The organism is Haloleucobacter albus, assembly GCF_052492075.1.
Window position 1 is genome coordinate 58,565 of record NZ_JBQWAS010000018.1, and the last position, 25,089, is coordinate 83,653.

Here is a 25,089-nt window from a genome sequence, read left to right on the forward strand (position 1 = left end):
CGGATTTGGCCGCACAGCCCACACCGCCAGACGCCACGCAGCCCCCGGATTTTCAGGAGGCAGCCAGCCGCCACGCCAACAGCCTGCGCACAGCTTCCGAACGCGCCCAGCATCTGGCCGCCGCCATGCCGCGCCTGATGATGGAGGCCGGGCGCATTGCCGCCAGCGTGCAGCATGGCCTGCATGGCCGCCGACGCGCGGGCACGGGCGAGACCTTCTGGCAGTATCGCCATTTTCTGGATGGCGAACCGGCCGCGCGTGTGGACTGGCGACGGTCCGCGCGGGACGATCATCTCTATGTGCGCGAGCGTGAATGGGAGGCCGCCCATACGGTGTGGCTCTGGCCGGATCTGTCCACCTCCATGGACTATGCCTCGCGTGGTCATGCCCCCAAGGCGGAACGCGCCCTGCTGCTGGCGCTCGCCCTTGCCGAACTGATGGTGAAGGCCGGCGAACGGGTGGGCTTGCCGGAACAGATGGCCCCCACCGCCAGCCATCACATCATGCAACGCATGGCGCGGGCACTGCTGCTGAATCTGCAAAAGGGCCGGGGTCAGGATAGCCTGCCGCCCGCCTTTGCCCCCGGCCCGCGCGCAGAAATGGTGCTGCTGGGCGATTTCTGGAACCCGGCGGAAGAAACCCTTTCCCGCATCCGCCATTTTGCCGCCTCTGGCGCGCGCGGCCATGTGGTGCAGGTGGTGGACCCGGCCGAGGAGAGCTTCCCCTTCTCCGGCCGCATTACCTTTCATGAGCCGGAAGGCGGGGGGGACATTGTGGTGGGTCGTGCCGAAAGCTGGCGCGAGACCTATCAGCTCAAGCTGGAAGAGCACCGTGAAACCCTGCGCCGGGCAGCCATGCGCGCAGGGTGGAGCTTCCTGATTCACCGGACAGACCGGCCCGCGAGTGAAGTGCTGCTGGCCCTCTATGCCCGTCTGGGGCAACCCGGCGGGGCCGCAAGCCATGTGAAGGAGGGCCGCGCCTGATGTTCGGCCTGCCTCTTTCCGCCTTGCCCCTTGGTTTCACCACCCCGGCGCTGCTGGCCGCCCTGCTGCTGCTGCCGGCCCTGTGGGTGCTGCTGCGCGTGGTGCCACCGCGCCCGCGCGATATCAGCTTTCCGCCCACGCGTCTGCTGTTTGGCCTATCTCCGCGCGAGGAAACCTCCTCCCGTTCACCCTGGTGGCTCACCGCCCTGCGCCTGCTCCTGGCAGCGCTGCTGGTTCTGGCGGCCGCCGGCCCCATCTGGAACCCGCCACCAGCCGGCACGAAAGCCTCCGGCCCGCTGGTGCTGGTGGTGGATCAAGGCTGGGCCGCCGCCGCCCAATGGCAGGCCCGCATGTCCGCCGCCCATGCGCTTGTTGATTCCGCCGAGCAACAGGGGCGCGGCATCGCCCTTCTGCCCACCGGCGATGTGCCGCGTGACACGACCCTGCTGACCCCTGCCGCCACGCGCGACAGGCTGCGCTCGCTCGCCCCCCTGCCCTATGCCCCGCCCCGGCAGGAGGCACTGACCCGCGCCGCGGATATTCTGGCCGCAACGCCTGAGGCCAGCCTCGTCTTCCTCTCCGATGGCGTGGATGCCGCGACGGACGCCACACCTTCCAGCGCCCTCGCCGTGCTGAAAGATGAGCGCGCTCAGGTCATCAGCGGCGGGCTGCCCACACCTCTGGCGCTGGCCGCCCCTCATAATGCGACGGATGCGCTGACGGTGAAGGTTCTGCGTCCGCTCGGCGCGGCCTCCCTGCCCCGCAACGGCAAGGTGGAAGCGAAAGACCGGCGCGGCCTCCTTCTGGGAGAGGCCCCCTTCTCGCTGGGGGAAGGCGTGACAGGGACCGAAGCCCGTTTCACCCTGCCGGTTGAGATGCGCAACGACATCACCCGGCTGGAGATTGCCGGCGAACGCTCTGCCGGCGCGGTGCAGTTGCTGGACAGGAACGCACGGCGACGCACGGTGGGCGTCATTTCTGGCACCAGCACGGACAGAGGCCAGCCTCTGCTTGCGCCCACCTATTACATTACCCGCGCCCTTGCCCCCTATGCAGACCTGCGCGTGGCTGAGACCGGTTCGGCGACGGATAATATCAACCGCTTTCTGGATGAGCGCCTGCCCATTCTGATCCTCACCGATGTCGGCACCATTCCTGAAGCCACGCGGGCGCGGCTTCAGCATTTCGTGGAACAGGGTGGCGTTCTGGTGCGCTTTTCCGGCCCGCGGCTGGCCAATACGCGTGATGACCTTCTGCCGGTGCGCCTGCGCCATGGCGGGCGTGTTCTGGGCGGCTCCCTCTCCTGGGAAGAACCGCAGAAGCTGGGAGCCCTGCCGGCGGAAGGCCCCTTCCATGAGCTTCACGTGCCGGGTGACGTCACCGTGCGCCGGCAGGTTCTGGCCGAGCCGGATGGCACATTGCGTGAGCGCACATGGGCCACGCTGGCCGATGGCACGCCGCTTGTCACCGGGCGACGCATCGGCAAGGGCGCGCTGGTGCTGTTTCATGTCACCGCAGATGCCTCTTGGTCCAGCCTGCCGCTTTCCGGCACATTTGTAGACATGCTGCGCAAGATCATCACGCTGGCGGATACGCCGCCCGCAGCCCCCCCGGAAAGCCCTGACGCCGCGCAGAATACCCAGAATGCACCGGCCGCCCCGCCCCTTGCCCCCCGGCAGGTGCTGGATGGTTTCGGCGCTTTCACCACGCCCGGCCCTCTGGCGCGCGCCATTCCGGCAGATTTTCGCGGCGAGGCCAGCGCCCACCATCCGCCCGGCTTCTATGGGCCGCCGGAATCTCTGGTGGCGGTGAACACGCTGGGCCCGGATGCGCAGCCTGTTCTGCTGGATTTCACAGCTCTCGGCGCAAGGGTTGAGGCGGTTGAAAGCGGGACGCCACAGGATCTGCGCGGGCCAGTTCTTCTGGCCATCATGCTGCTGGTGCTGCTGGATTCTCTGGCCGTATTGTGGCTCACCGGTGGTCTCTCCCGGCGAGGCGGGCGCAATGTCGCGGCCTTGTTTTTGGCCGGCCTTCTGGTGGCAGGCAACGCCACGCTGTGGCCCGCAGCTCCGGCGCATGCGCAGCAACTGCCGGCGACAGATACCACCTCGACAAAACCCGCCACCGAAGCCAATGCCTTCGCCACGCAGGCCACCAGCCAGACCCGTTTCGCCTATGTGCGCACGGGGGATGCGGCGGTGGATGACATTTCGCGTCAGGGCCTTGATGCCTTGGGCAGCTTTTTGCGCCAGCGCACCGCCATCATGCCCGGTGACAGCATGGGTGTGGATCTGGAGCGCGATGAACTGGCTTTCTTCCCGCTCATCTACTGGCCCATTTCACCGGATGCACCCCCGCCCTCTCCACAGGCTCTGGCGCGGCTGGATGCCTATATGAAACAGGGCGGCACAGTCGTGTTTGACACGCGCGACGCCATTGAGGGGGCAGACCAGCCAGGCATGCCACTCACACCGGCGCGTGCCCGGCTGCGCGAGATTCTCTCCAGCCTCGACATTCCCGCCCTCACCCCCATTCCGCGCGACCATGTACTGACAAAAGCCTTCTATCTGCTGCGGGATTTTCCCGGCCGTTTCACCGGCGGCACCACATGGGTGGAAGCCCTGCCGGAAACGCTGGAAGAGGCCGAGGATCGTCCCGCGCGGGCGGGTGATGGGGTTTCGCCCATCATCATCACCTCGAATGATCTGGCCGGAGCATGGGCGGTAGGTGAGGATGGCGTGCCGCTTCTGCCCCTCACACCGGGCGCACCGCGCCAGCGGGAGATGGCCTTTCGTGCCGGCGCCAACATGGCGATGTATGTGCTGACAGGAAACTACAAGGCAGATCAGGTCCATGTGCCTTCGCTGCTGAAGAGGCTGGGGCAATGAATTACGGCCTGTCCTTCTTTCCCTTCGTGCCATGGGAGGTGCTGGGCGCACTGGCCTTGCTGGCGGTGTTGCTGGCCGGCCTGCTGCTGGTGCGGCGCACACGCGGGGCGGGCCTGCGGGCACTGGCCATGGCCGCCGGGCTTCTGGCGCTGGCCAACCCCTCGCTGACCGAGGAAAAGCGCGAACCGCTCAGCTCCGTCGTCGCCGTGGTAGTGGATGACAGCCCGAGCCAGACCTTCGGCGACCGCCGCGCCCAGACGGATGCGGCGCGCAAGGCGCTGGACAGCGCCCTTGCCGCCCTGCCCGGCGTGGAGGTACGCCATTTCACCGTGGATGGGCGCAGCGGCGCGGCAGATGGCACAAGGCTGTTCTCTGCCCTCGGCACCGGCCTTTCCGATGTGCCGCCCGAGCGGCTGGCCGGGGCCATTCTCATCACGGACGGGCGGGTGCATGATGTGCCCGCGCGGGTGGAGGATCTGGGTTTCAGCGCTCCTATCCACGCCCTCATCACCGGGCAGAAGGACGAAAAGGACCGGCGCATCACGCTGGAAAAGACACCCCGCTTCGGCATTGTGGGGCAGGAGCAAGCCATCACCTACAAAGTGCTGGATGAGGGCCTGCCACCCGGCGCGCGCGTGCCTGTCACCATTCGCCGTGATGGCGAGGTGGTGGCGCGCCGCACCGTGACGGCGGGCGAAACTGCTACCGTGCGGGTCGAGATCACCCATGCCGGCCCGAACATTGTGGAGCTGGAAGTTCCTCCTGTCCCCGGTGAGCTGACCGAGGTGAACAACCGCACCGCGCTTTCCATTGATGGCGTGCGGGACAAGCTGAAGGTGCTTCTGGTTTCCGGCGAGCCCACGGCCAGCGAACGCACATGGCGCAACCTGCTGAAAAGCGATGCGAATGTGGATCTGGTGCACTTCACCATTCTGCGGCCGCCGGAGAAGCAGGACGCCACGCCGCTGAATGAGCTGTCGCTGATCGCCTTTCCCACACGCGAACTGTTCCAGACCAAGATCAATGATTTCGACCTCATCATCTTTGATCGATATGCGCAGATGGGCATTCTGCCTCTGGCCTATTTCGACAATATCGCCCGCTATGTGCAGGGTGGTGGGGCGTTGCTGGTGGCCTCCGGGCAGGATTATGCCGATTATGGCTCGCTCTATTATTCCCCGCTGGAAGAGGTTCTGCCGGCCGTGCCTTCCGGCGCGGTGACGGAAGAGCCCTTCCATGCCCGGCTCACCCGTGCCGGCAAACGCCACCCCGTCACGCGGGATCTGCCCGGCAGCACCAGCGAGCCCCCCCGGTGGAGCCGTTTCTTCCGGGTGATTGACACTCAACCGCGCTCCGGCACATCCCTCATGGCGGCCCCCGGCGAGAAATCCGTACTGCTGGTGGATCATGTTGGTGAAGGCCGTGTGGGGCAGATCCTCACCGATCAGATCTGGCTCTGGGCCCGTGGGTATGAAGGGGGCGGGCCGCATGTGGAACTGCTGCGCCGCCTCTCGCACTGGCTGATGAAGGAACCGGATCTGGAAGAAGAGCGCCTGAAGCTCACCATGTCCGGCCCGGATCTGGTGGTGGAGCGCCAAACCATGGAAGACAGCGCACCGCCCGCGCAGATCACCACCCCCACGGGTAAAACCCGCACGCTGGAACTGAAGGAGGCCAGCCCCGGCCTGTGGCGCGCCACCACCCCGGCAGATCTGCCCGGCCTGTGGCGGGCGCAGAATGGCGACTTGACCGCTCTGGCCAATATCGGCCCGCTGAACCCGAAGGAATTCGCCGAAGTTACCAGCACCACGCAAGTGGTGGCGCCTCTTGTGGAAGCAACCGGCGGCGGAGTGTGGCGGCTGGCGGAACGCGACGGCGTATTGCCGCGGCTGGTTCAGATGTCCTCCGCCAGCCGCATGGCCGGCTCGGAATGGATGGGCCTGTCCACACGGGATGTGTCCGTAGTGCGGGGCATCAGCCTCATGCCTCTTTTTGCTGGGCTATCCGGCCTTCTCATCGTACTGGGCCTTCTGGCGGCGACATGGGTGCGCGAAGGGCGCTGAGCGCAAGGTGCCTCTTGAGGCAAAAGAGCCTCTGGGGCAAAAGGGGCTTGCGCTTCCGCCCTTCTCTCGCCGCTGATACAGATGCACCGCAAACGCAGAAAGGGCCTCCACCGCAGTGAGGCCCACCCTGCATTTTTCAGTACTGAGCGCATCCCCGACACGCACCCTTTTCAGGGCTGGCCGGTGGCGATGGCCAATGCGCGGACTACGCCTTCAGTGGCGCAGCTTCAGTGGCGCTGGCCAATCAGGGTGTAATCCCCCGCACGCACGCGCTCCACAAGGCGGGAGACATAATCGGCGCTGGGCTCTTCGCCATAGGTGGCCACGAGGCTGCGCAGCGCCGTGAACAGGGCAGCCTGAACCAGGCAATCCTCTTCCAGCCCGTCGCGCACGGCCTCCACCCAGGCATCGTTCAGATAGGTCAGCGCGACGAGACGTTCGTCGGCTGCCATATCGGCGATATCGGGAAGGTCAATGGCGGAAATGGGCAATGTTGACACGTTTGGCCTCCGGACACGCTACAGCGTCGACGCAGGATCTCAGTAGCACGTTCATCCACGCTCTTCGCGTCAGTTCTTACCAAAGGGTTAATGGCCGTACAGACAGAACCACTTCTAGTTTCCGCCATAACGCACCACAACCTCGTGAGCGAGGTGAGCGCCCTCCTTCAAATGGCGCTGCACGGCCAGCCGGGCGGAAGGGGTGCAACTGCGGTAAACATCTGCAAAACCGGCATAACCCCGGTTGAAGCTGGCAATCAATTGCCCCCGGCGATGGGCCGGAGGCTGCTCCGCCTCCAGCAGAGCTGTCATCTCGTCGCGCCAGCGCTGATCTTCCCCCTTCGCGCCACACAGCGGGCGCAGATAGTGCAGACCACCCAGAATTTCCGCGAGCCGGCGGAGTTCATCATCATAAGGCGGCGCGCCCCCCTTCGAGGCATCTGGCACCGGTGCGGTTTCGGCCATGGCCGGGGCACTCCCCTGAAGCCCGGCGAGCAGGGCCCCGCCCAGTACACAAATGGCCAAGCCGTGGCGCAATGCGCACCACAGGGCGCGAAAGCTTCGGGACATCAGGCCATGCCACATGCGCTTGTCTGTCTCACAGCTTGGTTCTGTCATATGGGTTGTGGTGCGCGCCCTCAGCGGAAGGGTCAAGCGCCATGGCAGCACCTCTTCTGTCCAGACGCCCCGGCTCGGGAGCCTGAGCGTGACAACAGGCGGCGACCACCACCTCCGCCAGCCCTTCTGTCGCTGGCAGGGCGGAAATCTCCTGCGGCAGAAACCAGCCAACCTCCTGCGCCTCCCCGGAGCATTGCGGCGTGCCCCTGCGCCACTGGGCGGCATGGGCTACCACCACATAATGCGCCGTCAAACGGCCGGATGCATCCCTCAAGATAACATTCCGAACGGCCGCCAGGCCGGTGATTTCAGCCTCGACCCCCACCTCTTCATGCAATTCGCGCAGGGCTGCATCCGCCACGGTTTCACCCGGCTCAACCTTGCCGCCCGGCAGGCTCCACAGCCCCGCATTGTCACACCCTGATGCGGAACCCCGCCGCACCAGAAGCACATGCGGGCCCCGAAACACCGCGATACTGGCCGCAACAACCGGGCGAACACCACCGCCAGCAGAAGGATTTTCCGCCCCCTGTCTCATCATGTTCCTCTCATCGCGATGCTTCCGTCCCGTTATGGAGCTCATCCAGCCCATCATCCACAAGCCGTCCCCATGCGGAAAACACCGCCCTTGTCGCATCGGCATGAGAGCCTAACTTCCCCTCACACAGGGAGCATGCGATTCGTGACAGCCGCACCCGCAAAAGCCGGAACATCCAGAACCACCACCAAGTCGGGCCCCGTCCGCAAATCCGCATCGCGCAAGCCACCGCGTGCCTGGCAACGCATGCTTTCCGGCCGTCGGCTGGATCTGCTGGACCCCTCCCCGCTGGATGTCGAGATCGAGGATATCGCCCACGGGCTGGCCCGCGTGGCCCGCTGGAACGGGCAGACCCATGGCGACAACATCTATTCCGTCGCCCAGCATTCCCTCCTGACAGAATTTCTGGTGCGCCGGGCGCATCCGGAAACCGAACGCAGCTGGCTGCTCTGCGCCCTGCTGCATGATGCACCCGAATATGTCATCGGCGACATGATCTCCCCCTTCAAGGCCGTGCTGGGCGATGATTACAAGGGTGTGGAAGCCCGGCTTCTGGCCGCCATTTCCATGCGCTTTTCTCTGCCCGCGCACTGGCCCGCCACGCTGGAGCGGACCATCAAGGCCGCCGATCGGGCCTCGGCCTATTTCGAGGCCATTCATCTGGCAGGCTTCTCCCCCGCGGAAGCCAAAACCATTTTCGGTCGCCCGCCCCATCTCGACCCGGCCGATGAGCGCGACTATCTTGAACCATGGACCGCGCAAACAGCGAAAACCCGCTTTCTGCAACGCTTCGAGGCGCTTCAGCCATGATCCATGTCTGCTCTCTCGCCCGCCTGCATGAAACAATAGAGGCAAGCGGCGCGCGCCATGTCATCAGCCTCATCAATCACAATATGGAGGTGATCCGCCCTCCCCGGATTGATCCTGAAAACCACCTCACCTTGAACTTCAATGATATCGCAGAGGAAACAGAGGGGCTGGTTGTGCCCGGTCTGGCGCATGTGCAGGCACTGTTTGATTTCACGCACGCCTGGCCGCGCCAAACACCTCTGCTGATCCATTGCTTCGCGGGCATTTCCCGGTCTACGGCGGCCGCCTATGCGGCACAATGCGCGCTGAGGCCGGATGCCGATGAGATGGAGCTTGCCCTGTGGCTTCGGCGGGCCTCTCCCTCTGCAACGCCCAACCCGCGCATCGTGGCCCTGGCGGATACATTGCTGCAACGGGAGGGCCGCATGGTGAAGGCCATAAACGCCATTGGCCGGGGCGCGGATGCCTATGAAGGCACGCCCTTCCACCTTCCCTTGGGCTGAACCCTCGCATCGTGCCGGGGCAGTTCCCATATCAGGACTGTTCAACACGGCCCTGATACCCTTTGCCCTGATGCTCCCTTGCCCTGATGCCCTTGCGCCCTGAAGACCTGCTGCACCCCACACCGAAGGGGCTTTATTGCCCGGTGGGTGATTTCTATATCGACCCGGTACGGGTGGTGCCGCGCGCCATCATCACCCATGGCCATTCAGACCATGCCCGCAAGGGCCATGCGCATGTGCTGGCCACCCGTGAAACGCTGGACCTCATGGCTATTCGCCTTGGCGCGCGGTTTGCCGGCAGCAGTGAGGCGCTCGCCTTCGGGCAGAGCACATCTCTCAACGGTGTACGCATCAGCCTGCATCCGGCGGGCCATGTGCTGGGCTCGGCTCAGGTGCGGCTGGAATGGCGCGGCATGGTGATGGTCGTCTCCGGTGATTTCAAGGATGTGCCGGACCCGACCTGCCCCCTCTTCGAGCCGGTGCGCTGCCACGTTTTCATCTCCGAGGCCACATTTGGCCTGCCGGTATTTCACCACCCAGACCCGGTGCGGGAGGTGGGGCGGTTGCTGCATGCGGTGCAGATGTTTCCCGAACGCACCCATATTATCGGGGCCTATTCGCTCGGAAAGGCCCAGCGCATGATGGCGCTGCTGCGGCAGGCCGGGCAGGATGACCCCGCCCGCCCCCTGCTGCTGCACGGCGCGCTGGAACGCACCACCGCCTACTATGCCGCACAGGGGCTGGATCTCGGCCCTGTCGCCCCGCTGCCGGAAGAGGCCCCGAATGGCTTTGCCGGACGCATCGTGATGGCGCCGCCCATGTCCATGACGGACCAGTGGCTGCGGCGCTTTGCAGAACCTGTACTATGCCATGCCTCTGGCTGGATGCGGGTGCGGGCCCGCCAGCCGGGCACCGGGCTGCCGCTCATCATTTCAGACCATGCGGACTGGGCCGGCCTTACCCATGCCATCCGCGCCACGCAATGCGAGGAGCTGTGGGTCACCCATGGCGCAGAGGAAGCCTTGCTGCACTGGGCCACAAGCTGCCAGTTGCGAGCACAGGCTCTTTCTGCCGTAACTGCGCCCGGCCCATCGCCTTCAGGGCCTGATGCTGTATAAGGCGTGCTGATACCGGAGGCCCCCGTCCCCAGATCGAGTGAGCATGAGCGAGATTCTCTTCTATCATCTGGAGCGTCGCCCGCTGGAAGCGGTACTGCCCACCTTGCTGGAGAAATCTCTGGAACGCGGCTGGCGCTGCGTGGTGCAGTGCGGTTCTGAAGAACGCCGCGATGCGCTGGATTCCCATCTGTGGACCTATAATGAAGGCTCCTTCCTGCCCCATGGCACGAATGCCCAGCCCCAGCCCGAGCGCCAGCCCGTGCTGCTGACCACCACGCAAGACAATCCCAATGGCGCACAGGTGCGCTTTCTGGTGGATGCCGTGGCGCTGGATGATTCAAGCTCTTATGTGCGCGTGGTGCATCTGTTCAACGGGCATGATGAGGAGCAGGTGCAGGCCGCCCGCCAACGCTGGCGCGAAGCCCGCGAAGAGGCCAAGACCCACAATCATGAGCTGACCTACTGGCAGCAGGAAGAAAGTGGCCGCTGGGTGCGCAAGGCCTGATACAATCTGCAACCGCCTGAAGCTGGCGGGCGCAACAAAAAGGGCGGCGTTTGCGGGCCGCCCTCTTCACGTCTTCGCCTCTTGAACCGGCGGGCCGGATTTCAGCCTTCCACGCGCCAATGCAGCGGGAAGCCGGGGTCGAAAATGGTCAGCATACCATCCGGCGTGGCGATCTTGCCCGGATGCGCCTGCGCCTCGCCCTTCACCAGGGTGATGCGCTCCTCATTCGCCGGCAGGCCATAAAAGGCCGGGCCATTGAGGGACATGAAGGCTTCCAGCCTGTCCAGCGCACCATCCTGCTCGAATACTTCCGTCACGGCAGCAAGGGCGATGGTGGAGGAGAAGCAACCCGCGCAACCGCAGGCGCTTTCCTTGGCCGGGTCCAGATGCGGAGCACTGTCGGAACCGAAGAAGAAGCGTTTCTCGCCGGAAACCGCAGCCGCGCGCACCGCCACCCGGTGTTCTTCACGCTTGGCCACCGGCAGGCAATAATAATGCGGCTTGATACCCCCAACCAGAATATGGTTCCGGTTGATGATGAGATGCTGCACCGTGATGGTGGCGCCCAGATTGTCATCGCCCGCGCGCACATATTCCACCGCATCACGGGTGGTAATGTGCTCCAGCACCACCTTCAGTTCCGGCAGATCCCGGCGCAGCGGGTCCAGAATGGTGTCGATGAAGACGGCCTCGCGGTCGAAAATATCCACCTCCGGGTCCGTCACCTCCCCATGCACGCACAAAGGCAGGCCAATTTCAGCCATGGTTTCCAGCACCTTGCGCACCTTGGCGAAATCCCGCACACCAGAGGCGGAATTGGTGGTTGCGCCAGCCGGATAGAGCTTCACCGCCTGCACAATATTGGCTTCCGCCGCAGCACGCAGATCGGCCGGATCGGTCTCTTCGGTGAGATAAAGGGTCATCAGCGGGGTGAAGGCCGCCCCTTCCGGCAGGGCGGCGCGAATACGCGCGGCATAGGCTGCGGCCTGCTCTCCACGCACCACCGGCGGCACCAGATTGGGCATCACGATGGCGCGCGCGAAATCCCGCGCTGTCTCGCCCGCCACGGCCTTGAGCATATTGCCGTCACGCAAATGCAGATGCCAGTCATCCGGGCGACGCAGCGTGAGTGTGGTGGGGGCAGTGGCGGACATCGAATGATCCTCGCAGGGTTGCGGCGCTCAGCGCAGGCAGGCCAGCGCATTCAGACGCCACACTGAGAACAGGCGCAGACAGCCTCTTACGCGAAAAGCCAGCCATGCAACACCCATTTCCATGCGGCCACGCACCCGACTCACTTTCATTGATCCCGCTCAAATGATAAACTGGAAGTTAATATCTGTTCATCTTCTTGTGGAGGGCACCATGGCTCTTCGTCGTTTTGCCCTTTTTGCGGCTGTGGTGCTGAGCCTTCTGTTTGTCGGCACGCAATTTCCTGAAGAAAGCTTCCAGCTTTTCGCGGGGACGCTCATCACATTCAGCACAGGCAGCACACTGATCTTCTTCGCCCTTATCGCCGTCATGTCGGTTCTGGGTTTTGATCGCGCGGCCAACCGTCCGGTCCAGCAGGCTGAAGCCATGCATTATCGCGCAGCGGATGAAGACATCATCCGCTGACGAGCCTTGGGCATGTGAGCAGCAACACCTTCAGGAAGCGTAGCACACATAAGATGTACGCCGTCTGTCATCCAGAACCGGCCGCAAATCCATTTGCTTGAAATAGCGCCACAATTTGTGCTTGGGCGGCGGGCAGAAACGCATGACGCCTGTTGTCGGATTACCCCGCCAGCCATCTGGCAGATGCACTTCCAGTGTGATGCTGTGGCCCGCCTTGTAATCCGCCTCCCGCGCCCACCAGCCTGTGGGGAGAATCTTCAGCAAATAGTTGATCGCCTCCTGATGCGGATCAACACGCACATATTTGCGATGCGCCGGCGGGTTGCGCGGATCTTCCACAAGGGTCTGATCCAGCGTTTCAATCTGGGCATATCCGGCTTCATTCCACAGCAGACATGCCGCCACACATGCCGCCCACACGCCAATGCGCTGAAATTTCACGACCAGCCTCATCAACCCCTTATTTCACGAGCATCTGTGGCACATTCCGCCCAAGGGGGGAAGACAAGCCCCGCCCGATGCTCCATACTCCGTCATGATGCAATGGCAGCCATGGTCGTGCCATGGAGGCCCACGGAACGCCATCCCTCCAGCCCGCATCCGCCGGGCCACCCGTCCCCTCCCGAAGTTTCAAGGCTCGTGCCCCTCACCTTCTGGCCGAGCCGTGACCTCACCGCCATCCAGAGCAGCATGACGCGAAAAATCCCGTCCCTCGCGAGCCTTATCCGCAACCACTGGGCTTTTGGTGCCGCCATGATTGTGCGCGGCATAGAGCTGGTGGGCAAGCTGGGGCTGTACATGCTCACCGCACGGGTGCTGGGCGTTTTCGAGGCAGGCCTGTTCTTCCTGTGCAACACTTGGGTCGGGCTGGGCGCGACGCTGGCGCGCGGCGGCTTTGAAAAGGCGGTGATGCGCCATATTGCAGCGGAACTGGCCACCGGAAACGGGCCGGAGGCGCGCCGCGCCCTGCTGACAGGCACCTTGTGGACCCTCGCCGGCGGCATTCTCGTCAGCCTGCTGACCCTGCTTTTCGCCCGGCAGCTGGCGGATCATGTCTTCAACGAACATGCGCTGGTGCATCCGCTGATGATCGCTGCGGCATCCATCTTGCCGCAAACCCTGTGCATCTTCGTGGCGCACGCCCTCACCGGCTTTGGCAGGGGCGTGGCCGGACAGTTCGTGCAAAATGGCGTTTGGCCGGTGCTGACACTTGCTGCTCTGGCCGTCGGCATTCATTCTCTGGATGGCATTCTCTACGCCTTCGCCTTCGCCAATCTGGTGGGCGCGGTGCTGGGTGCAGTGCTGCTGCTGCCCGAGCGCCGTCGCTTCCGCGTGGTGCAAACCGGGCATGTCTCCACAGAGAAACTGCCCGCCCTGTGGCGCACGGCCTGGCCTCTGGCCATTGTGGAAATGTCCCAGTCCCTGCTCAATTCCATCCCCTTTCTTGTGCTGGCCGTTTACGCCACCGCTGAGGTGATGGGCGCTTTCTCGGTGGCCTCGCGCATTACGGTTCTGATCTGGGTGGTCATCATCGCCATTTCCACTATTGCCGCGCCTTCCTTCGCCGCAGCCCATCGCCGGGGCAGTTGGGATGAATTGCGCGCACAGAACCGCAAGGCCCGCCTGGCCATCGCCCTGTTTGGCGTGCCCGCCATCCTCGTCATGATGGCGGTGCCGACATGGCTGCTCCATCTGATTGGCCCCGGCTTTGAGATTGCAGCCACGGCCCTTGTCATCATGGCCGTCGGGCAGCTCATCAACTGCCTGTTGCCCTGTCAGGATGTGATGCTGGCCATGACAGGCAAGGGCCACATTCTGCGCTGGCTCAGCGCCGCCCAGCTGGTGACCTGCTTCATTCTGTGCGCCATTTTGATCCCCGCTTTCGGAATGACCGGCGCGGCGCTCGCCACCACCATCTTCATCGCACAGGGCGCAATCGGCACAACGCTTGTTGTCCTGCGCCTCATGCCCCGCGCCTACTGATGCCAGCCGTGGAGAAGAAACCTCCAATTAACGGTAGGGTAAGGCAAAATCAGCGATCTTGGCGTGCAGTGACTGGAAATGGACCGGATTCGGCCATGGATGAGCCTTATGCGGGCCTGAACGGCGCTGCGTCTTCGCCGTGAGCATGAATGGCACGATTGCCGGACATGCACAGGCCCGATAACGGCGCAATGCATATGGCTCTAAGGAAGGGGCGCGGGGAAACGCATGTCGACGCCACATATGGCAGGCCAGATGAATGATGCGGCACCGCCCGCCCCCATGCCGGAAGGCGGGCTGCCCAGCTTCACCCTGCGCGACTTTCTGATTTTTACATTCTATCACCTGCGCATCGTACTGCTTGCGGCGCTTCTGCCCCTCATCATTGGCGTGATCGCAGCGCTGGCCGTCAAAACGGAATATACGGCCAACAGCCTTATGCTGGTCATCGTCAACCGCGAGACCTCCACCTCACAGGATGTGACCGACAGCGGCCCCGCCGTGCTTTCGGTGGAAGGGCTGAAGCAGGTTGAATCCGAAGTGCAGATGCTGGAAAGCGCGGATGTCATCCGCGCCACCATTGAACAGGTCGGCATCAACAGACTGTTTCCACCCAGCCCGCTCTCTTCCGTCATGGCCTTTTTCAGCCGGGATGACGAAGACAGGATGGACAAGGATATCGCCCGCTTCCGCAAGCGCTTGCGGGCCGGTGTTCTCTCCGGTTCGAACGTGCTGGAGGTCAGCTTTACCAGCCCCGACCGCGACATCGCCATCAAAACGACCAATGCGCTGGTGCAGAACTATCTTTCCATGCGCAAGCGGGTGTTTGAAAACCCCACATCGCAGATTCTCCAGCTTGAGGTCGAGCGCTTCAGGCGTGATCTGGGCACGGTGGACAAGGAGATCGAGGCGCTGAAGGACAAGGTCAGCGTGATTGATTTCAATCAGGACTCCATCCTGGCCTCCAACCAGCTCGATGCCATTGTCCAGCGCATGCGGCAGGTGGAGGAGCGTGAAGTCACGCTGAAAGCCCAGCTTGCCGAGGCAGAGCGCCAGCTCAAGGCCACACCGGAATCCGTCTTCGACTTTTCCGAAAAGACCGACGCGCTCAGCGGCGATGAAACCGGCAACATCCTTTCCCGCCTGCTGATGGAGCGGGACAGGCTGGCGGCGCAATATGCCCCCGGAAGCCCGCTGCTGCGTGAGATCGACAAGAAGATCGCCACCATCAAGCAGCGCATCAAGGACCGCGGCAATACAGCCTATTATACGGACCGCGCCGTGAGGAATCCGGCGGTGGCCTATACGGAAAACCTCATCATCAATCTACAGGTGGAACTGGATTCCATCGCCAATCAGAAGCAGGAACTGGAAGGCCAGCTCCAGACATCACAGGAACGGCTGGATGTGCTGAGGGCGGCTGAAACCCGCCTCATCGAGCTGGAACGTCGCCGCACCTCTCTGAATGACGGTTTCCGCGAATATGAGCGCCGGGCTGTCGCCGCCAAGATTGAGGAAACAGCGGCGCAGACGCGTGAATCCAATGTGCGGCTTGTGCAAGAGGCCGGCGCCGCCGTCACCAAGCGCTCGCTCACGCTGCCGCTGTTGCTGGCGGGCCTGTTTGGCGGCCTGCTGTTTGGCGCGGCCGCCGGAACGATCGCCTCCGTTCTGCGCTCCATCTATATTGTCCCGCGCGAGGCGGAGCGCATGCTCGGCCTGCCGGCACTGGTGACGCTGGATGCCGGCGCAGAAACCGCCCCCACCCAGAAGGTGGAGCAGACCATTGGCAGCTGCGCCACCTTGCTGCTGGACACCAGGGTGGATGACAAGCCCCTGCGCGTGATGCACTTTATCGCCACCTCGCCGGATGATGCACTGGTGTGGTTCAGCCACCGTCTGGCCGAGGAATTTGCCACGCAACGCCAGATGCGCACGCTGATGGTGGATCTGTGCTCCCCCAGCCCCTACCCCATCAAGACGGCTGATGTCCGCTCCGTCGGCGGCCTCGCCATTACCCCGACCCCGGTCGACAGGCTGTGGTCTGCGGCGGATGTCGAGAACTCTCCCCTGCTCAGCGTGCGTCTGCCGGTGGCCGAGGGCGAGGAGATGCTGACCCAGTTGCGCAAGGACTTCGATTGCGTGGTGATCTGCTCCGTCCTGCATGGCACGGCGCTGGTCACACGCCGCCTGTGCCATCTGGTGGACGGGAACGTGCTGACGGTACATGCGGAGGAAACCCGCAAAGCCGCCGCCGTCAATCTGCGCGACACCGTGGCCGAGAGCGGCGGGGCGCTACTGGGGCTGGCCTTCTTCGGCCGCCGTTATTATCTGCCGCACTGGCTTTACAAGGTGACCTGAACGACACCTTCCCTCTGCACAATAAAAAGGGCCGCTCCCTCACGGGCGGCCCTTTTGCAATCCATGGCAGCGTCAGGGGATCTAACTGGAATGGCTCCACTGCCCTTGCCGACAGCAATCCGGCACGCAGCCCTATGGATCAGCGTATCTGCCAGCGGGCGGCTGCCACATCGTCACGGGTCCTGGCCTCAACCCACTGCCCTGCGCCGGCAGCGCATTCTTCCTTTTTCCAGAAGGGCGCATTGGTCTTCAGCCAGTCCATCAGAAATTCGGCGGCCTCAAAGGCTGCGGCCCGATGCGCCGAGGCCGTGACCACCAGAACAATCGGCTCGCCGGGCGTGATGCGCCCATGACGATGCACGATGATGGCCCCCTGAAGCGGCCAGCGCCCGCGCGCCTCATCCAGATGACGCGAAATCTCCTCTTCCGCCATGCCGGGATAATGCTCCAGCACCAAAGCGGAAAGGGCTGCGCCATCCGCAGCCTGATCCGCCCGGCACAGGCCGGTGAAAGTCACCACAGCGCCCACGTCCGTGCGCCCGGTGCTCAGCAGGGCGCTTTCCGCAGCAAGGTCGAAAGGCTCCGCCTGTACGCGCACCTGAAATATCTCACGGCCCGCCGGCTCGTCCTGCATGCCTCAACCTCCCGTCATGGGCGGGAAAAAGGCGATTTCCCGCGCGCCCGCAATGGGCGCGTCAGGTTTCACATGGTGGCGATCAATGGCGGCGCGCACCACCTGCGGCTTTTCAAAGGCGTAAGCATGGGCCTCATCCCGCCCGGCCAGCCAGGTGGCGAGATCTGCGACGCTCACCACCTCTTCCGGCGGGAACACCTCTTCTTCCGCACAGCCCACACGCTCACGAAGCCAGGCGAAATAGAGCACCTTCACCCCTGATCCTCCACCAGATGACGCGCCCCGGCGCGGAAATAATCATAGCCCGTGTAAAGGGTCAGCACAGCGGAGATCCACAACAGCACGATGCCCGCCAGATTGAGCCCCGGCAGCAACTGCTCCCCCGCCTGCCCGGTAATCAGCACGCCAACGGCCACAAGCTGCAAGGTGGTCTTCCACTTGGCCAGCCGCGACACCGGCACCGAGACCCGCAATTCCGCAAGGAACTCCCGCAGGCCGGAGACCAGAATCTCGCGGCACAAGATCACCACCGCCGCCCAGAGCGACCAGCCGCGAATGGTACCGTCGGAGGCCAGCATCAGCAGGCAGGTGGAGACCAGAAGTTTATCGGCGATCGGGTCCAGCATCCGGCCAATGGCGGATTGCTGCTGCCACGCGCGGGCCAGATAGCCATCAAAGAAATCCGTAATGGCGGCCGCGGCATAAAGCCCAAGCGCCACCCAGCGCAGCCACAGCCCGCCGTGCAGGATATCCGACCAGAACAGGCAGCCAGCCACCAGCGGCACCGCCACGCAGCGGGCATAGGTGAGCAGATTGGGCAGGGCGAGCGCATGACCCCTGTTGGCCGTTCCCCTGTTGGCCGGCCCGGAGGGAGGAGAAGTGCGCGACGCGGCGTCAGACATGATCTCAACTTTACGCGGTGGGCGCGCAGGCGCACCCGGATGAAACTGATTCTGAGGCGCAGAATGCCTGCTCGGCCCCATGCGGTCGAGCCCTCTCACCCCGAAGGTCGCTCATGAAAATAATCATAAACGGCCTTTGCGGTTGCGGCATTGATGCCAGACACCTGCTCCAGATCAGCCAGAGACGCATTTTCGATGGCTTTCAATGTGCCGAAATGGCGCAGCAGCGCACGTTTGCGCGTGGGGCCCACACCAGGAATGGCCTGCAAGCCCGCCTCGGTCATATCCTTCTTCCGGCGCGCCCGATGAGAGCCAATGGCAAAGCGGTGCGCTTCATCCCGCAAGCGCTGGATGAAATAGAGCACAGGATCACGCGGCTCCATGCGGAAGGGCGTGCGCCCCGGCAGAAAAAACTGCTCGCGCCCAGCCTCTCGATCCAGCCCCTTGGCGATACCCACCAACGGCACATCCTCAATGCCCAGCTCATCCAGCACCTGACGCGCTGCATTGAGCTGGCCAAGGCCGCCATCAATCAACACCAGATCCGGCCAGGGTGAGGCCCCGCCATCGCCCTTGAGATCCACCGGCGCATCAGCCGCATCATCATCCTCAGACACACCGGCTTCATCTGAAGCAGATGGCATTAACGCAGAAGACATGGCGGAGCCATGCTGAAGCGTCTGATCGGCCCGCTGCGTATTCTCCGTCTCAGCATCCGTCCCATGCCGGGGCGCTTCCTTCAGCAGCCGGGCGAAGCGACGGTGAAGCACCTCGCGCATCATGCCGAAATCATCCCCCGGCACGATATCTGCGGACTTGATGTTGAACTTGCGATATTGCGCCTTGCGAAAGCCCTCTGGCCCGGCCACGATCATGCCGCCCACCGCATTGGTGCCCATGATGTGGGAGTTGTCATACACCTCGATGCGCCGGGGCGGATGCGGCAGGCCGAAAGCCTTGGCCACACCTTCCAGAAGCCGGGCCTGTGTTGCGCTTTCCGCCAGGGTACGGCCCAGAGCCTCCTTCGCATTCTGCGCGGCATGGGCGACGAGATCGCGCTTTTCCCCCCGCTGGGGCGCGGCAATCTCCACCCTGAAGCCGGCCTTCTCAGAGAGCGCCTCGGCAATCAGCCCCTGCTCTTCCACTTTATGAGACAGCAGGATGAGACGCGGTGCCGGCTTGTCATCATAAAATTGAGAGAGAAACGCCCCCAGCACCTCGGCTTCATCCAGAGAGCGATCGGCGCGCGGATAATAGGCGCGGTTACCCCAGTTCTGCCCGGTGCGGAAGAAGAACACCTCGATGCAGGTGGCCCCACCCTCCTGATAGCAGGCGAACACATCGGCCTCTTCCACCGAGCGGGGATTGATGCCCTGCGCGCCCTGAATGGCTGACAGCGCCGCCAAGCGATCACGCAGGCGGGCGGCGCGTTCAAACTCCAGCTCTTCCGCCGCCTCCTCCATTTCCCGCGCCAGTTCATCCTTGATGGTGCGGGAACGACCGGAGAGAAAGGCGCGCGCCTCGCGCACCAGTGCGGCATAATCCGCCTTGTCGATCTCCCCCGTGCAGGGGCCGGCGCAACGCTTGATCTGGAACAGCAGGCAGGGGCGCGAGCGATTTTCGAAATAGCTATCCGAGCAAGAGCGCAGCAGAAAGGCCCGCTCCAGCGCATTGATGGTGCGGTCAACCGCCCACACGCTGGCGAAAGGGCCATAATAATCCCCCGGCCGGTTCCGTGCGCCGCGATGCTTGGCAATCTGCGGAGCGTCATGATCCGCCGTGATGAGGATATAGGGGAAGGACTTGTCATCGCGCAGCAGCACATTAAAGCGCGGCTTGAGCTGCTTGATGAGGTTTGCCTCCAGCAGCAGGGCTTCGGCCTCGGTGCGGGTGGAGATAAACTCCATGCGCGCCGTGGCCGCAATCATCCGCGCGATGCGGTTGGTATGCCCCACCGGGCGGGTATAGCTGGTGACGCGCTTGCGGATGCTCTTGGCCTTGCCGACATAGAGCACGGTATCATCCTGCCCCAGCATCCGGTAAACGCCCGGCCCGGCGGGTGCATGCTTCACGGCGCGAATGATGGCCGCCCGGCCCAAGGCCAGAGGCGAAGCGCCCTGCTCCCCTTCCTCCGGCGTCATCTCAACCGCCGCGCCATCCTCCCCCGCCAGATCGGGCACCAGATCCTCGGGAGCCTCCCCCGCATTCACGGCACCACCGCCATCCGCCACCACTTCCGGTGGGCCTTCCGGGTGCCGGGAGCCCGCAGGCCTTGTGGAGGTTTCAGGAGGGGGGACGGATCTGGCGCTCATGGCTGCAATTTAGGGAGTGGCGGGTGGAAGAACCAGAGCCAGAGAACCAGATCAGACAGAAGACCGGAACAAACGACAGATCTGTTCACAGTTTGGCAACCATACCCCTCACCCGCGGCACGGACGAAGTGTGGACAGAATGGGACAGCACGCTTCCTGTCCAACAAATTCCAGCAACTTCAAGGCATTGTAAGATTAACCCCTGATTCAGCATGGCCTCGCCGTTCGCCGCTCGGCAGGAATTCAGCAAGATTCCCCCCTCATGCTTGACCCCAGCGGCACATCGAAGGGCTTCGCCCTGATGGCGCCACAGACAGACCATGAAACGACGGAGGTTTTGCGCCCCTGCATCTACAAGTTGTTTTTCTCAACCCGCCGCTCGACGCTCCCCCGGACGCAGAATGGCGCAAACAAATGAAAAACAACAGGAAGCAGATGAGCAGTAAGATAGAGATGTCGTAAGGGAATAGAATGAGGCAAAATGGTGAATATCGCCACATTTGCCTCCAACCTGACAACCATTTCTGCGGACTGGTAAATACTTATTCAGAATTTGCCACATCCGCGCCTCTTTTGATTTTCCCGGTGTGGCGCGTTCGCTACAGACGACCGGCCCGGCGGGATGTAAGACACACCCATCGAATTGGCCCTCCGCCCCAAATGCGGAACAGGCCCTGTGTAAAGAAAAGGTATTCATCATGTTGAAGCGTGCCCTTCTGGGCGTCTCCGCCCTTGCTCTTCTGGCTGGTTCGGCATCGGCTGCGGATCTGGCTTATCGTTATCCGGTGAAGGCCGAGGTCGTTCCGGTCCAGACCTTCTCCTGGAGCGGCTTCTACATCGGTGGCAATCTGGGTTGGGGCTGGGCCTCCAACACTCTTGATTACAACATCTTCATGGGCCCCACCGTGTCTTATGACATGGGCAGCTCCAATGGCTTCATCGGCGGCTTCCAGGCCGGCTACAACTACCAGTTTGCCAATAATGTCGTGATCGGCGTGGAAGCTGACATCGACTGGGCTGATGTGAGCGGCGACGCTATCCTGTTCCGCGGCCCGCTGAATGCCGGTTCCGTGTCGCAGAAGCTGGACTATTTCGGCACCATCCGCGCCCGCCTCGGCTATGGCATGGATCGCTTCCTGCCCTACATCACGGGTGGCGCGGCCTGGGCGCACCTGAAGACCTCCGATATGTGGGGCATGTCTCAGGACAACACCAACTGGGGCTGGACCATCGGCGCCGGCATGGAATATGCCCTGACCAACAACTGGACCGTGAAGGCCGAGTATCTCTATCTCGACTTCGCCGACAACAAGAGCACCTATATCGACGGTTCGCAGATCAAGTCCGGCACGGATATGAGCACCCTGAAGGCCGGTATCAACTACAAGTTCTGATCCCCGCTTTCGGCAATTGCCGAATCTGCCGCAAGAGGGCCCTCCTTATTCGGAGGGCCCTTTTTCATTTCACAACCTCGCCACACGCCTGAAATTTCCGCCCAAACCCAGGGTTTGCTGAGAACAAATCAGGAATATTGACAAAATAGGACATATCCTTGCCACTTGCGGGGCTTTGACGAATTGTCATATGACCCGAAGCGTGGAAGAACTCCAACGAAAGCTTCATGACGTAAAGGGGAGCCTGTGAGCATGAGCGCGGCGGAACTGCCTGAACGCGAGGGCATGGATTATGACGTGGTGGTGGTGGGCGCGGGTCCTGCCGGACTTGCCACGGCCATCCGCTTGAAACAGCAGGCTGCCGAACGGGGAGAGGAGATCTCCGTCGTGGTGGTGGAGAAGGGCTCCGAAGTTGGTGCCCATATTCTCTCCGGCGCGGTGGTCGACCCCATCGGCCTTGATACCCTTCTGCCCGGCTGGCGCGAAGATGAAGCCTGCCCGTTGCCCCAGCAGGTGACGGACGATCACTTCTTCCTGCTTGGCCCGGCTGGCGGCACCAAGCTGCCACACTTCATGATGCCGCCTTTGCTGAGCAATCATGGCAATTATGTCGGCTCTCTGGGCAATGTCTCCCGCTTCCTCGCCGCCAAGGCGGAAGAGCTGGAAGTGGAGATTTACCCCGGCTTCGCCGCCAATGAAGTGCTCTATGATGACAAGGGCGCGGTCATCGGTATCGCCACCGGCGATATGGGTGTGAACCGCTCTGGCGAGCAGAAGCCCGAATATACGCGCGGCATGGAGCTGCGCGGGCGCTACACCGTGTTCGCCGAAGGCGCGCGTGGCCAGCTTTCCAAGCAGATCATCGCGAAGTACAATCTGAGCGAAGGGCGCGAGCCGCAGAAATTCGGCATTGGCCTGAAGGAACTGTGGAAGGTGAAGCCGGAGAAGCACAAGCCCGGCCTTGTGCAGCACTCCTTCGGCTGGCCGCTGGATGCCAAGACCGGCGGCGGCGCCTTCCTCTATCACATGGAAGATGAGCAGGTGATGGTGGGCTTCGTGGTCCACCTCAACTATCAGAATCCGTATCTGTCCCCCTTCGATGAGTTCCAGCGCCTGAAGACGCACCCCGTCTTCCGCGACACTTTCGAGGGTGCCAAGCGCATCAGCTATGGCGCGCGCGCCATTACCGAAGGCGGCTGGCAGAGCGTGCCGAAGCTGAGCTTCCCCGGCGGTGTGCTGGTGGGCTGCGCGGCTGGCTTCGTCAATGTGCCCCGCATCAAGGGCAGCCACAATGCCGTGCTCTCGGGCATTCTGGCGGCGGATCATCTGGTTGAGGCGCTGGCTGCCGGTCGGGCGCAGGATGAGCTTTCCAGCTATGAAGATGCCTGGCGCAGCTCGGCCATTGGCGATGACCTGAAAAAGGTCCGCAACATGAAGCCGCTGTGGTCCAAGTTCGGCACCTATGTCGGTATTCCGTTGGGCGGGCTGGATCTGTGGGCCAATACGCTGGGCTTCTCGCTGTTCGGCACCATGAAGCATGGCAAGCCGGATTATGCCTGCCTGAAGCCCGCAGCTGAGTGCAAGCCCATCCCCTACCCCAAGCCGGATGGTGTGCTGACCTTCGACAAGCTCTCCTCGGTGTTCATCTCCAACACCAATCACGAGGAAGATCAGCCGGTGCATCTGCAAGTCGCCGATATGGAATTGCAGAAAACCTCCGAGCATGATGTCTATGCAGGCCCCTCCAACCGCTACTGCCCCGCAGGTGTGTATGAGTGGGTGGAAGAAGGCGAAGGCGCGCCCCGCTTCCAGATCAACGCGCAGAACTGCGTGCACTGCAAGACGTGCGATATCAAGGACCCGAACCAGAACATCACCTGGACAGCCCCGGAAGGCGGCGGCGGGCCCAATTATCCCAATATGTGAGACAGAAATGGCCGGTCTTTTGACCGGCCATTTTTTATGGCTTGCACCTTGCCAACTTCACCGCCCCAAGTGGCTCACCGCCAAGAAGAGGCACCACCTCAAGCCGGTTTGCGCCGCGACCAGGGCAGCGACACACGCCCCGCCCGTGTCGCCTTCCGCCCTTCTGGCTCATGCTGCCGCCCCACACCGCGATGCACATAAATGGCAACCGCCAGCACCACCCCCAGCTCACCCGGCAGGAAGACAAGCGGGTAGATGGGCGAAGTCACCAACAGATAGAGCACATAATCGCCCAGCACGATCTGGAAACGGTCTCCATCCACCCGCCCATTGCGGTTGATGGTGAGGAAAGCCCACACATAAACGCTCAGAATGAGGAAGGTTCCAACCAGCCCATATTCAAACACGGTGCCAAGCAACCCCAGATCCGCGATAAAGAACTGATCGTAACCGAAAATATCCTTGAGCGTGACAGAGCCGAAGCGGGTCGTCGCCCCCACACCGAAGAGCCAGCGCTCCACATCCGTCCCCAGAAAGGAAACGGCCAGCGCGGAGGAGTTCTGCCGCACGGAGAGCGAACCGCCCAGCTTCTCGCCCAAATTCGCCCAGCCAGCCCCTGTAAACAAACCCAGCTTGGCCATAACGGCAATGAGAAGCCCGGCCCCCACCACCGCACCTGCACCAATGGCGAACCGCCGCGCACGCGCTGGCAGGGATGTGACCATGCCAAACATAGTGACCAGAAAAACCGCCCCAATTGCCGCGCGCTGTTTGTAAATAAAAAGCAGAATGAGAAAAGCGGCTATGAGCCCCGCCAGGTAGATCACCTTCCGGGTCTCAATAAAACTGCGCCCCAGATAAAAAATATAGATCATGCCGAATATGGTGGCCATGTAGATGCGATTTCCGCGCTCCACATCATATTGCAGCATCTTCCCTTCATCAGGGCTGGAGCCATACCAGGAGCCAGGTACCAGCACCCATAAAAGCACAAAGAGAATGAAGGTGCCCTGCCCGAAACCGAGAAAGACCTTCCGTACCTTCTGGGCCGGCAAGGCCAGCAGGGCCAGCACCCCGGACAATGCGAAATAATAGGTATAGGGCCAAGCCTTCACCGTCGTAATCATGGCGTCGGAAAACCAGTTTCCAAGCTGCATGACGGAGATGAGCGGTGTAAAGCCCAGCACATAAGCCAGCAACACCAGAAAAAGACTCTGCCCCGGCAGATCAAGCCGGAGCAGAGCATAAAATGTAAAGGGCAGCACCAGAATGGGCCAGGCCTTGGAGAGGAAATAAGGCGGCGGCAACTCATTCAGATAATGGAAGACCTGCGCAAAAAAAGGCAGGCACAGAATGAAGACCAGCGTCGCCATTGTCCGGCCTGAAGGCGCTCTCAAGCCCGGCCCCTCACCGGGCCGCTCGCGTTGCAAGGGCATC

General features: G+C 62.8%; 22 protein-coding genes. 12 read left to right on the forward strand and 10 right to left on the reverse strand.

Annotated features, from left to right (window positions below):
• The first annotated feature begins 83 nt into the window (after nucleotides 1-83).
• The 3 genes from ACT6QH_RS03100 to ACT6QH_RS03110 are packed head-to-tail and all read left to right on the forward strand — an operon-like array spanning nucleotide 84 to nucleotide 5,934.
• Entirely contained in the window at nucleotides 84-983 is a 900-nt protein-coding gene (locus ACT6QH_RS03100) for a DUF58 domain-containing protein (RefSeq protein ID WP_444973400.1), read from the forward strand.
• Nucleotides 983-3,871: a DUF4159 domain-containing protein gene (locus ACT6QH_RS03105; protein WP_444973348.1), complete on the forward strand. Its 2,889-nt coding sequence runs from the start codon at nucleotides 983-985 to the stop codon at nucleotides 3,869-3,871. The genes ACT6QH_RS03100 and ACT6QH_RS03105 overlap by 1 nt, the downstream gene beginning before the upstream one ends.
• Nucleotides 3,868-5,934 carry a hypothetical protein gene (locus ACT6QH_RS03110; protein ID WP_444973349.1) on the forward strand — a complete coding sequence of 689 codons (2,067 nt, stop codon included), beginning with the start codon at nucleotides 3,868-3,870 and terminating at the stop codon, nucleotides 5,932-5,934. The genes ACT6QH_RS03105 and ACT6QH_RS03110 overlap by 4 nt, the downstream gene beginning before the upstream one ends.
• A 227-nt stretch (nucleotides 5,935-6,161) precedes the next feature.
• Here ACT6QH_RS03110 and ACT6QH_RS03115 read toward each other — a convergent pair whose 3' ends face one another.
• From ACT6QH_RS03115 to ACT6QH_RS03125, 3 genes are all read right to left on the reverse strand, one after another.
• Nucleotides 6,162-6,434: a hypothetical protein gene (locus ACT6QH_RS03115; protein ID WP_444973350.1), complete on the reverse strand. Its 273-nt coding sequence runs from the start codon at nucleotides 6,432-6,434 to the stop codon at nucleotides 6,162-6,164.
• A gap of 114 nt (nucleotides 6,435-6,548) precedes the next feature.
• Nucleotides 6,549-6,899 carry a TIGR02301 family protein gene (locus tag ACT6QH_RS03120; RefSeq protein ID WP_444973401.1) on the reverse strand — a complete coding sequence of 117 codons (351 nt, stop codon included), beginning with the start codon at nucleotides 6,897-6,899 and terminating at the stop codon, nucleotides 6,549-6,551.
• 133 nt (nucleotides 6,900-7,032) lie between these two features.
• Entirely contained in the window at nucleotides 7,033-7,593 is a 561-nt protein-coding gene (locus ACT6QH_RS03125; RefSeq protein WP_444973351.1) for an NUDIX hydrolase, read from the reverse strand.
• Between the two features lie 243 nt (nucleotides 7,594-7,836).
• Here ACT6QH_RS03125 and ACT6QH_RS03130 point away from each other — a divergent pair, with 243 nt between their 5' ends.
• The 4 genes from ACT6QH_RS03130 to ACT6QH_RS03145 all read left to right on the forward strand — a co-directional run bounded on the left by ACT6QH_RS03130 (nucleotide 7,837) and on the right by ACT6QH_RS03145 (nucleotide 10,526).
• Nucleotides 7,837-8,400, forward strand: a complete 564-nt coding sequence (locus tag ACT6QH_RS03130) for an HD domain-containing protein (RefSeq protein ID WP_444973402.1) — start codon at nucleotides 7,837-7,839, stop codon at nucleotides 8,398-8,400.
• Complete coding sequence (locus ACT6QH_RS03135) at nucleotides 8,397-8,903, forward strand: tyrosine phosphatase family protein (RefSeq protein WP_444973352.1); 507 nt, start codon at nucleotides 8,397-8,399, stop codon at nucleotides 8,901-8,903. Before ACT6QH_RS03130 ends, ACT6QH_RS03135 begins: the two co-directional genes overlap by 4 nt.
• Nucleotides 8,904-8,989: 86 nt before the next feature.
• On the forward strand, nucleotides 8,990-10,021 hold the full coding sequence (locus tag ACT6QH_RS03140; RefSeq protein WP_444973353.1) for a ligase-associated DNA damage response exonuclease: 1,032 nt from the start codon (nucleotides 8,990-8,992) through the stop codon (nucleotides 10,019-10,021).
• 43 nt (nucleotides 10,022-10,064) lie between these two features.
• Nucleotides 10,065-10,526, forward strand: a complete 462-nt coding sequence (locus ACT6QH_RS03145; protein WP_444973354.1) for a DNA polymerase III subunit chi — start codon at nucleotides 10,065-10,067, stop codon at nucleotides 10,524-10,526.
• Between the two features lie 101 nt (nucleotides 10,527-10,627).
• Here ACT6QH_RS03145 and pyrC read toward each other — a convergent pair whose 3' ends face one another.
• Complete coding sequence (gene pyrC / locus ACT6QH_RS03150; protein ID WP_444973355.1) at nucleotides 10,628-11,680, reverse strand: dihydroorotase; 1,053 nt, start codon at nucleotides 11,678-11,680, stop codon at nucleotides 10,628-10,630.
• A gap of 211 nt (nucleotides 11,681-11,891) precedes the next feature.
• On the opposite strand from pyrC, the gene ACT6QH_RS03155 reads away from it, so the two are divergent.
• Entirely contained in the window at nucleotides 11,892-12,143 is a 252-nt protein-coding gene (locus ACT6QH_RS03155; protein WP_444973356.1) for a hypothetical protein, read from the forward strand.
• A gap of 30 nt (nucleotides 12,144-12,173) precedes the next feature.
• Here the strand turns inward: ACT6QH_RS03155 and ACT6QH_RS03160 are convergent, their stop codons facing one another.
• Complete coding sequence (locus ACT6QH_RS03160; protein ID WP_444973357.1) at nucleotides 12,174-12,584, reverse strand: hypothetical protein; 411 nt, start codon at nucleotides 12,582-12,584, stop codon at nucleotides 12,174-12,176.
• A 249-nt stretch (nucleotides 12,585-12,833) separates the two neighbouring features.
• On the opposite strand from ACT6QH_RS03160, the gene ACT6QH_RS03165 reads away from it, so the two are divergent.
• Both ACT6QH_RS03165 and ACT6QH_RS03170 read left to right on the forward strand, forming a co-directional pair.
• Entirely contained in the window at nucleotides 12,834-14,126 is a 1,293-nt protein-coding gene (locus ACT6QH_RS03165; protein WP_444973358.1) for an oligosaccharide flippase family protein, read from the forward strand.
• A 228-nt stretch (nucleotides 14,127-14,354) separates the two neighbouring features.
• Entirely contained in the window at nucleotides 14,355-16,484 is a 2,130-nt protein-coding gene (locus ACT6QH_RS03170) for a GumC family protein (protein ID WP_444973359.1), read from the forward strand.
• A gap of 139 nt (nucleotides 16,485-16,623) precedes the next feature.
• Here the strand turns inward: ACT6QH_RS03170 and ACT6QH_RS03175 are convergent, their stop codons facing one another.
• From ACT6QH_RS03175 to uvrC, 4 genes are all read right to left on the reverse strand, one after another.
• On the reverse strand, nucleotides 16,624-17,118 hold the full coding sequence (locus ACT6QH_RS03175) for a molybdenum cofactor biosynthesis protein MoaE (protein WP_444973360.1): 495 nt from the start codon (nucleotides 17,116-17,118) through the stop codon (nucleotides 16,624-16,626).
• Nucleotides 17,119-17,121: 3 nt separating this feature from the next.
• Nucleotides 17,122-17,373, reverse strand: a complete 252-nt coding sequence (gene moaD / locus ACT6QH_RS03180) for a molybdopterin converting factor subunit 1 (RefSeq protein ID WP_444973361.1) — start codon at nucleotides 17,371-17,373, stop codon at nucleotides 17,122-17,124.
• On the reverse strand, nucleotides 17,370-18,020 hold the full coding sequence (gene pgsA / locus ACT6QH_RS03185; RefSeq protein WP_444973362.1) for a CDP-diacylglycerol--glycerol-3-phosphate 3-phosphatidyltransferase: 651 nt from the start codon (nucleotides 18,018-18,020) through the stop codon (nucleotides 17,370-17,372). Before pgsA ends, moaD begins: the two co-directional genes overlap by 4 nt.
• Nucleotides 18,021-18,115: 95 nt before the next feature.
• Nucleotides 18,116-20,161, reverse strand: coding sequence for an excinuclease ABC subunit UvrC (gene uvrC, locus ACT6QH_RS03190; RefSeq protein ID WP_444973403.1), 2,046 nt, complete (start codon nucleotides 20,159-20,161; stop codon nucleotides 18,116-18,118).
• Nucleotides 20,162-21,030: 869 nt separating this feature from the next.
• Here uvrC and ACT6QH_RS03195 point away from each other — a divergent pair.
• Nucleotides 21,031-21,726, forward strand: coding sequence for an outer membrane protein (locus tag ACT6QH_RS03195; RefSeq protein WP_444973363.1), 696 nt, complete (start codon nucleotides 21,031-21,033; stop codon nucleotides 21,724-21,726).
• 252 nt (nucleotides 21,727-21,978) lie between these two features.
• Nucleotides 21,979-23,652: an electron transfer flavoprotein-ubiquinone oxidoreductase gene (locus ACT6QH_RS03200; RefSeq protein WP_444973364.1), complete on the forward strand. Its 1,674-nt coding sequence runs from the start codon at nucleotides 21,979-21,981 to the stop codon at nucleotides 23,650-23,652.
• Between the two features lie 98 nt (nucleotides 23,653-23,750).
• Here ACT6QH_RS03200 and ACT6QH_RS03205 read toward each other — a convergent pair whose 3' ends face one another.
• Nucleotides 23,751-25,025, reverse strand: coding sequence for a hypothetical protein (locus ACT6QH_RS03205; RefSeq protein ID WP_444973365.1), 1,275 nt, complete (start codon nucleotides 25,023-25,025; stop codon nucleotides 23,751-23,753).
• Nucleotides 25,026-25,089 lie beyond the last annotated feature (64 nt).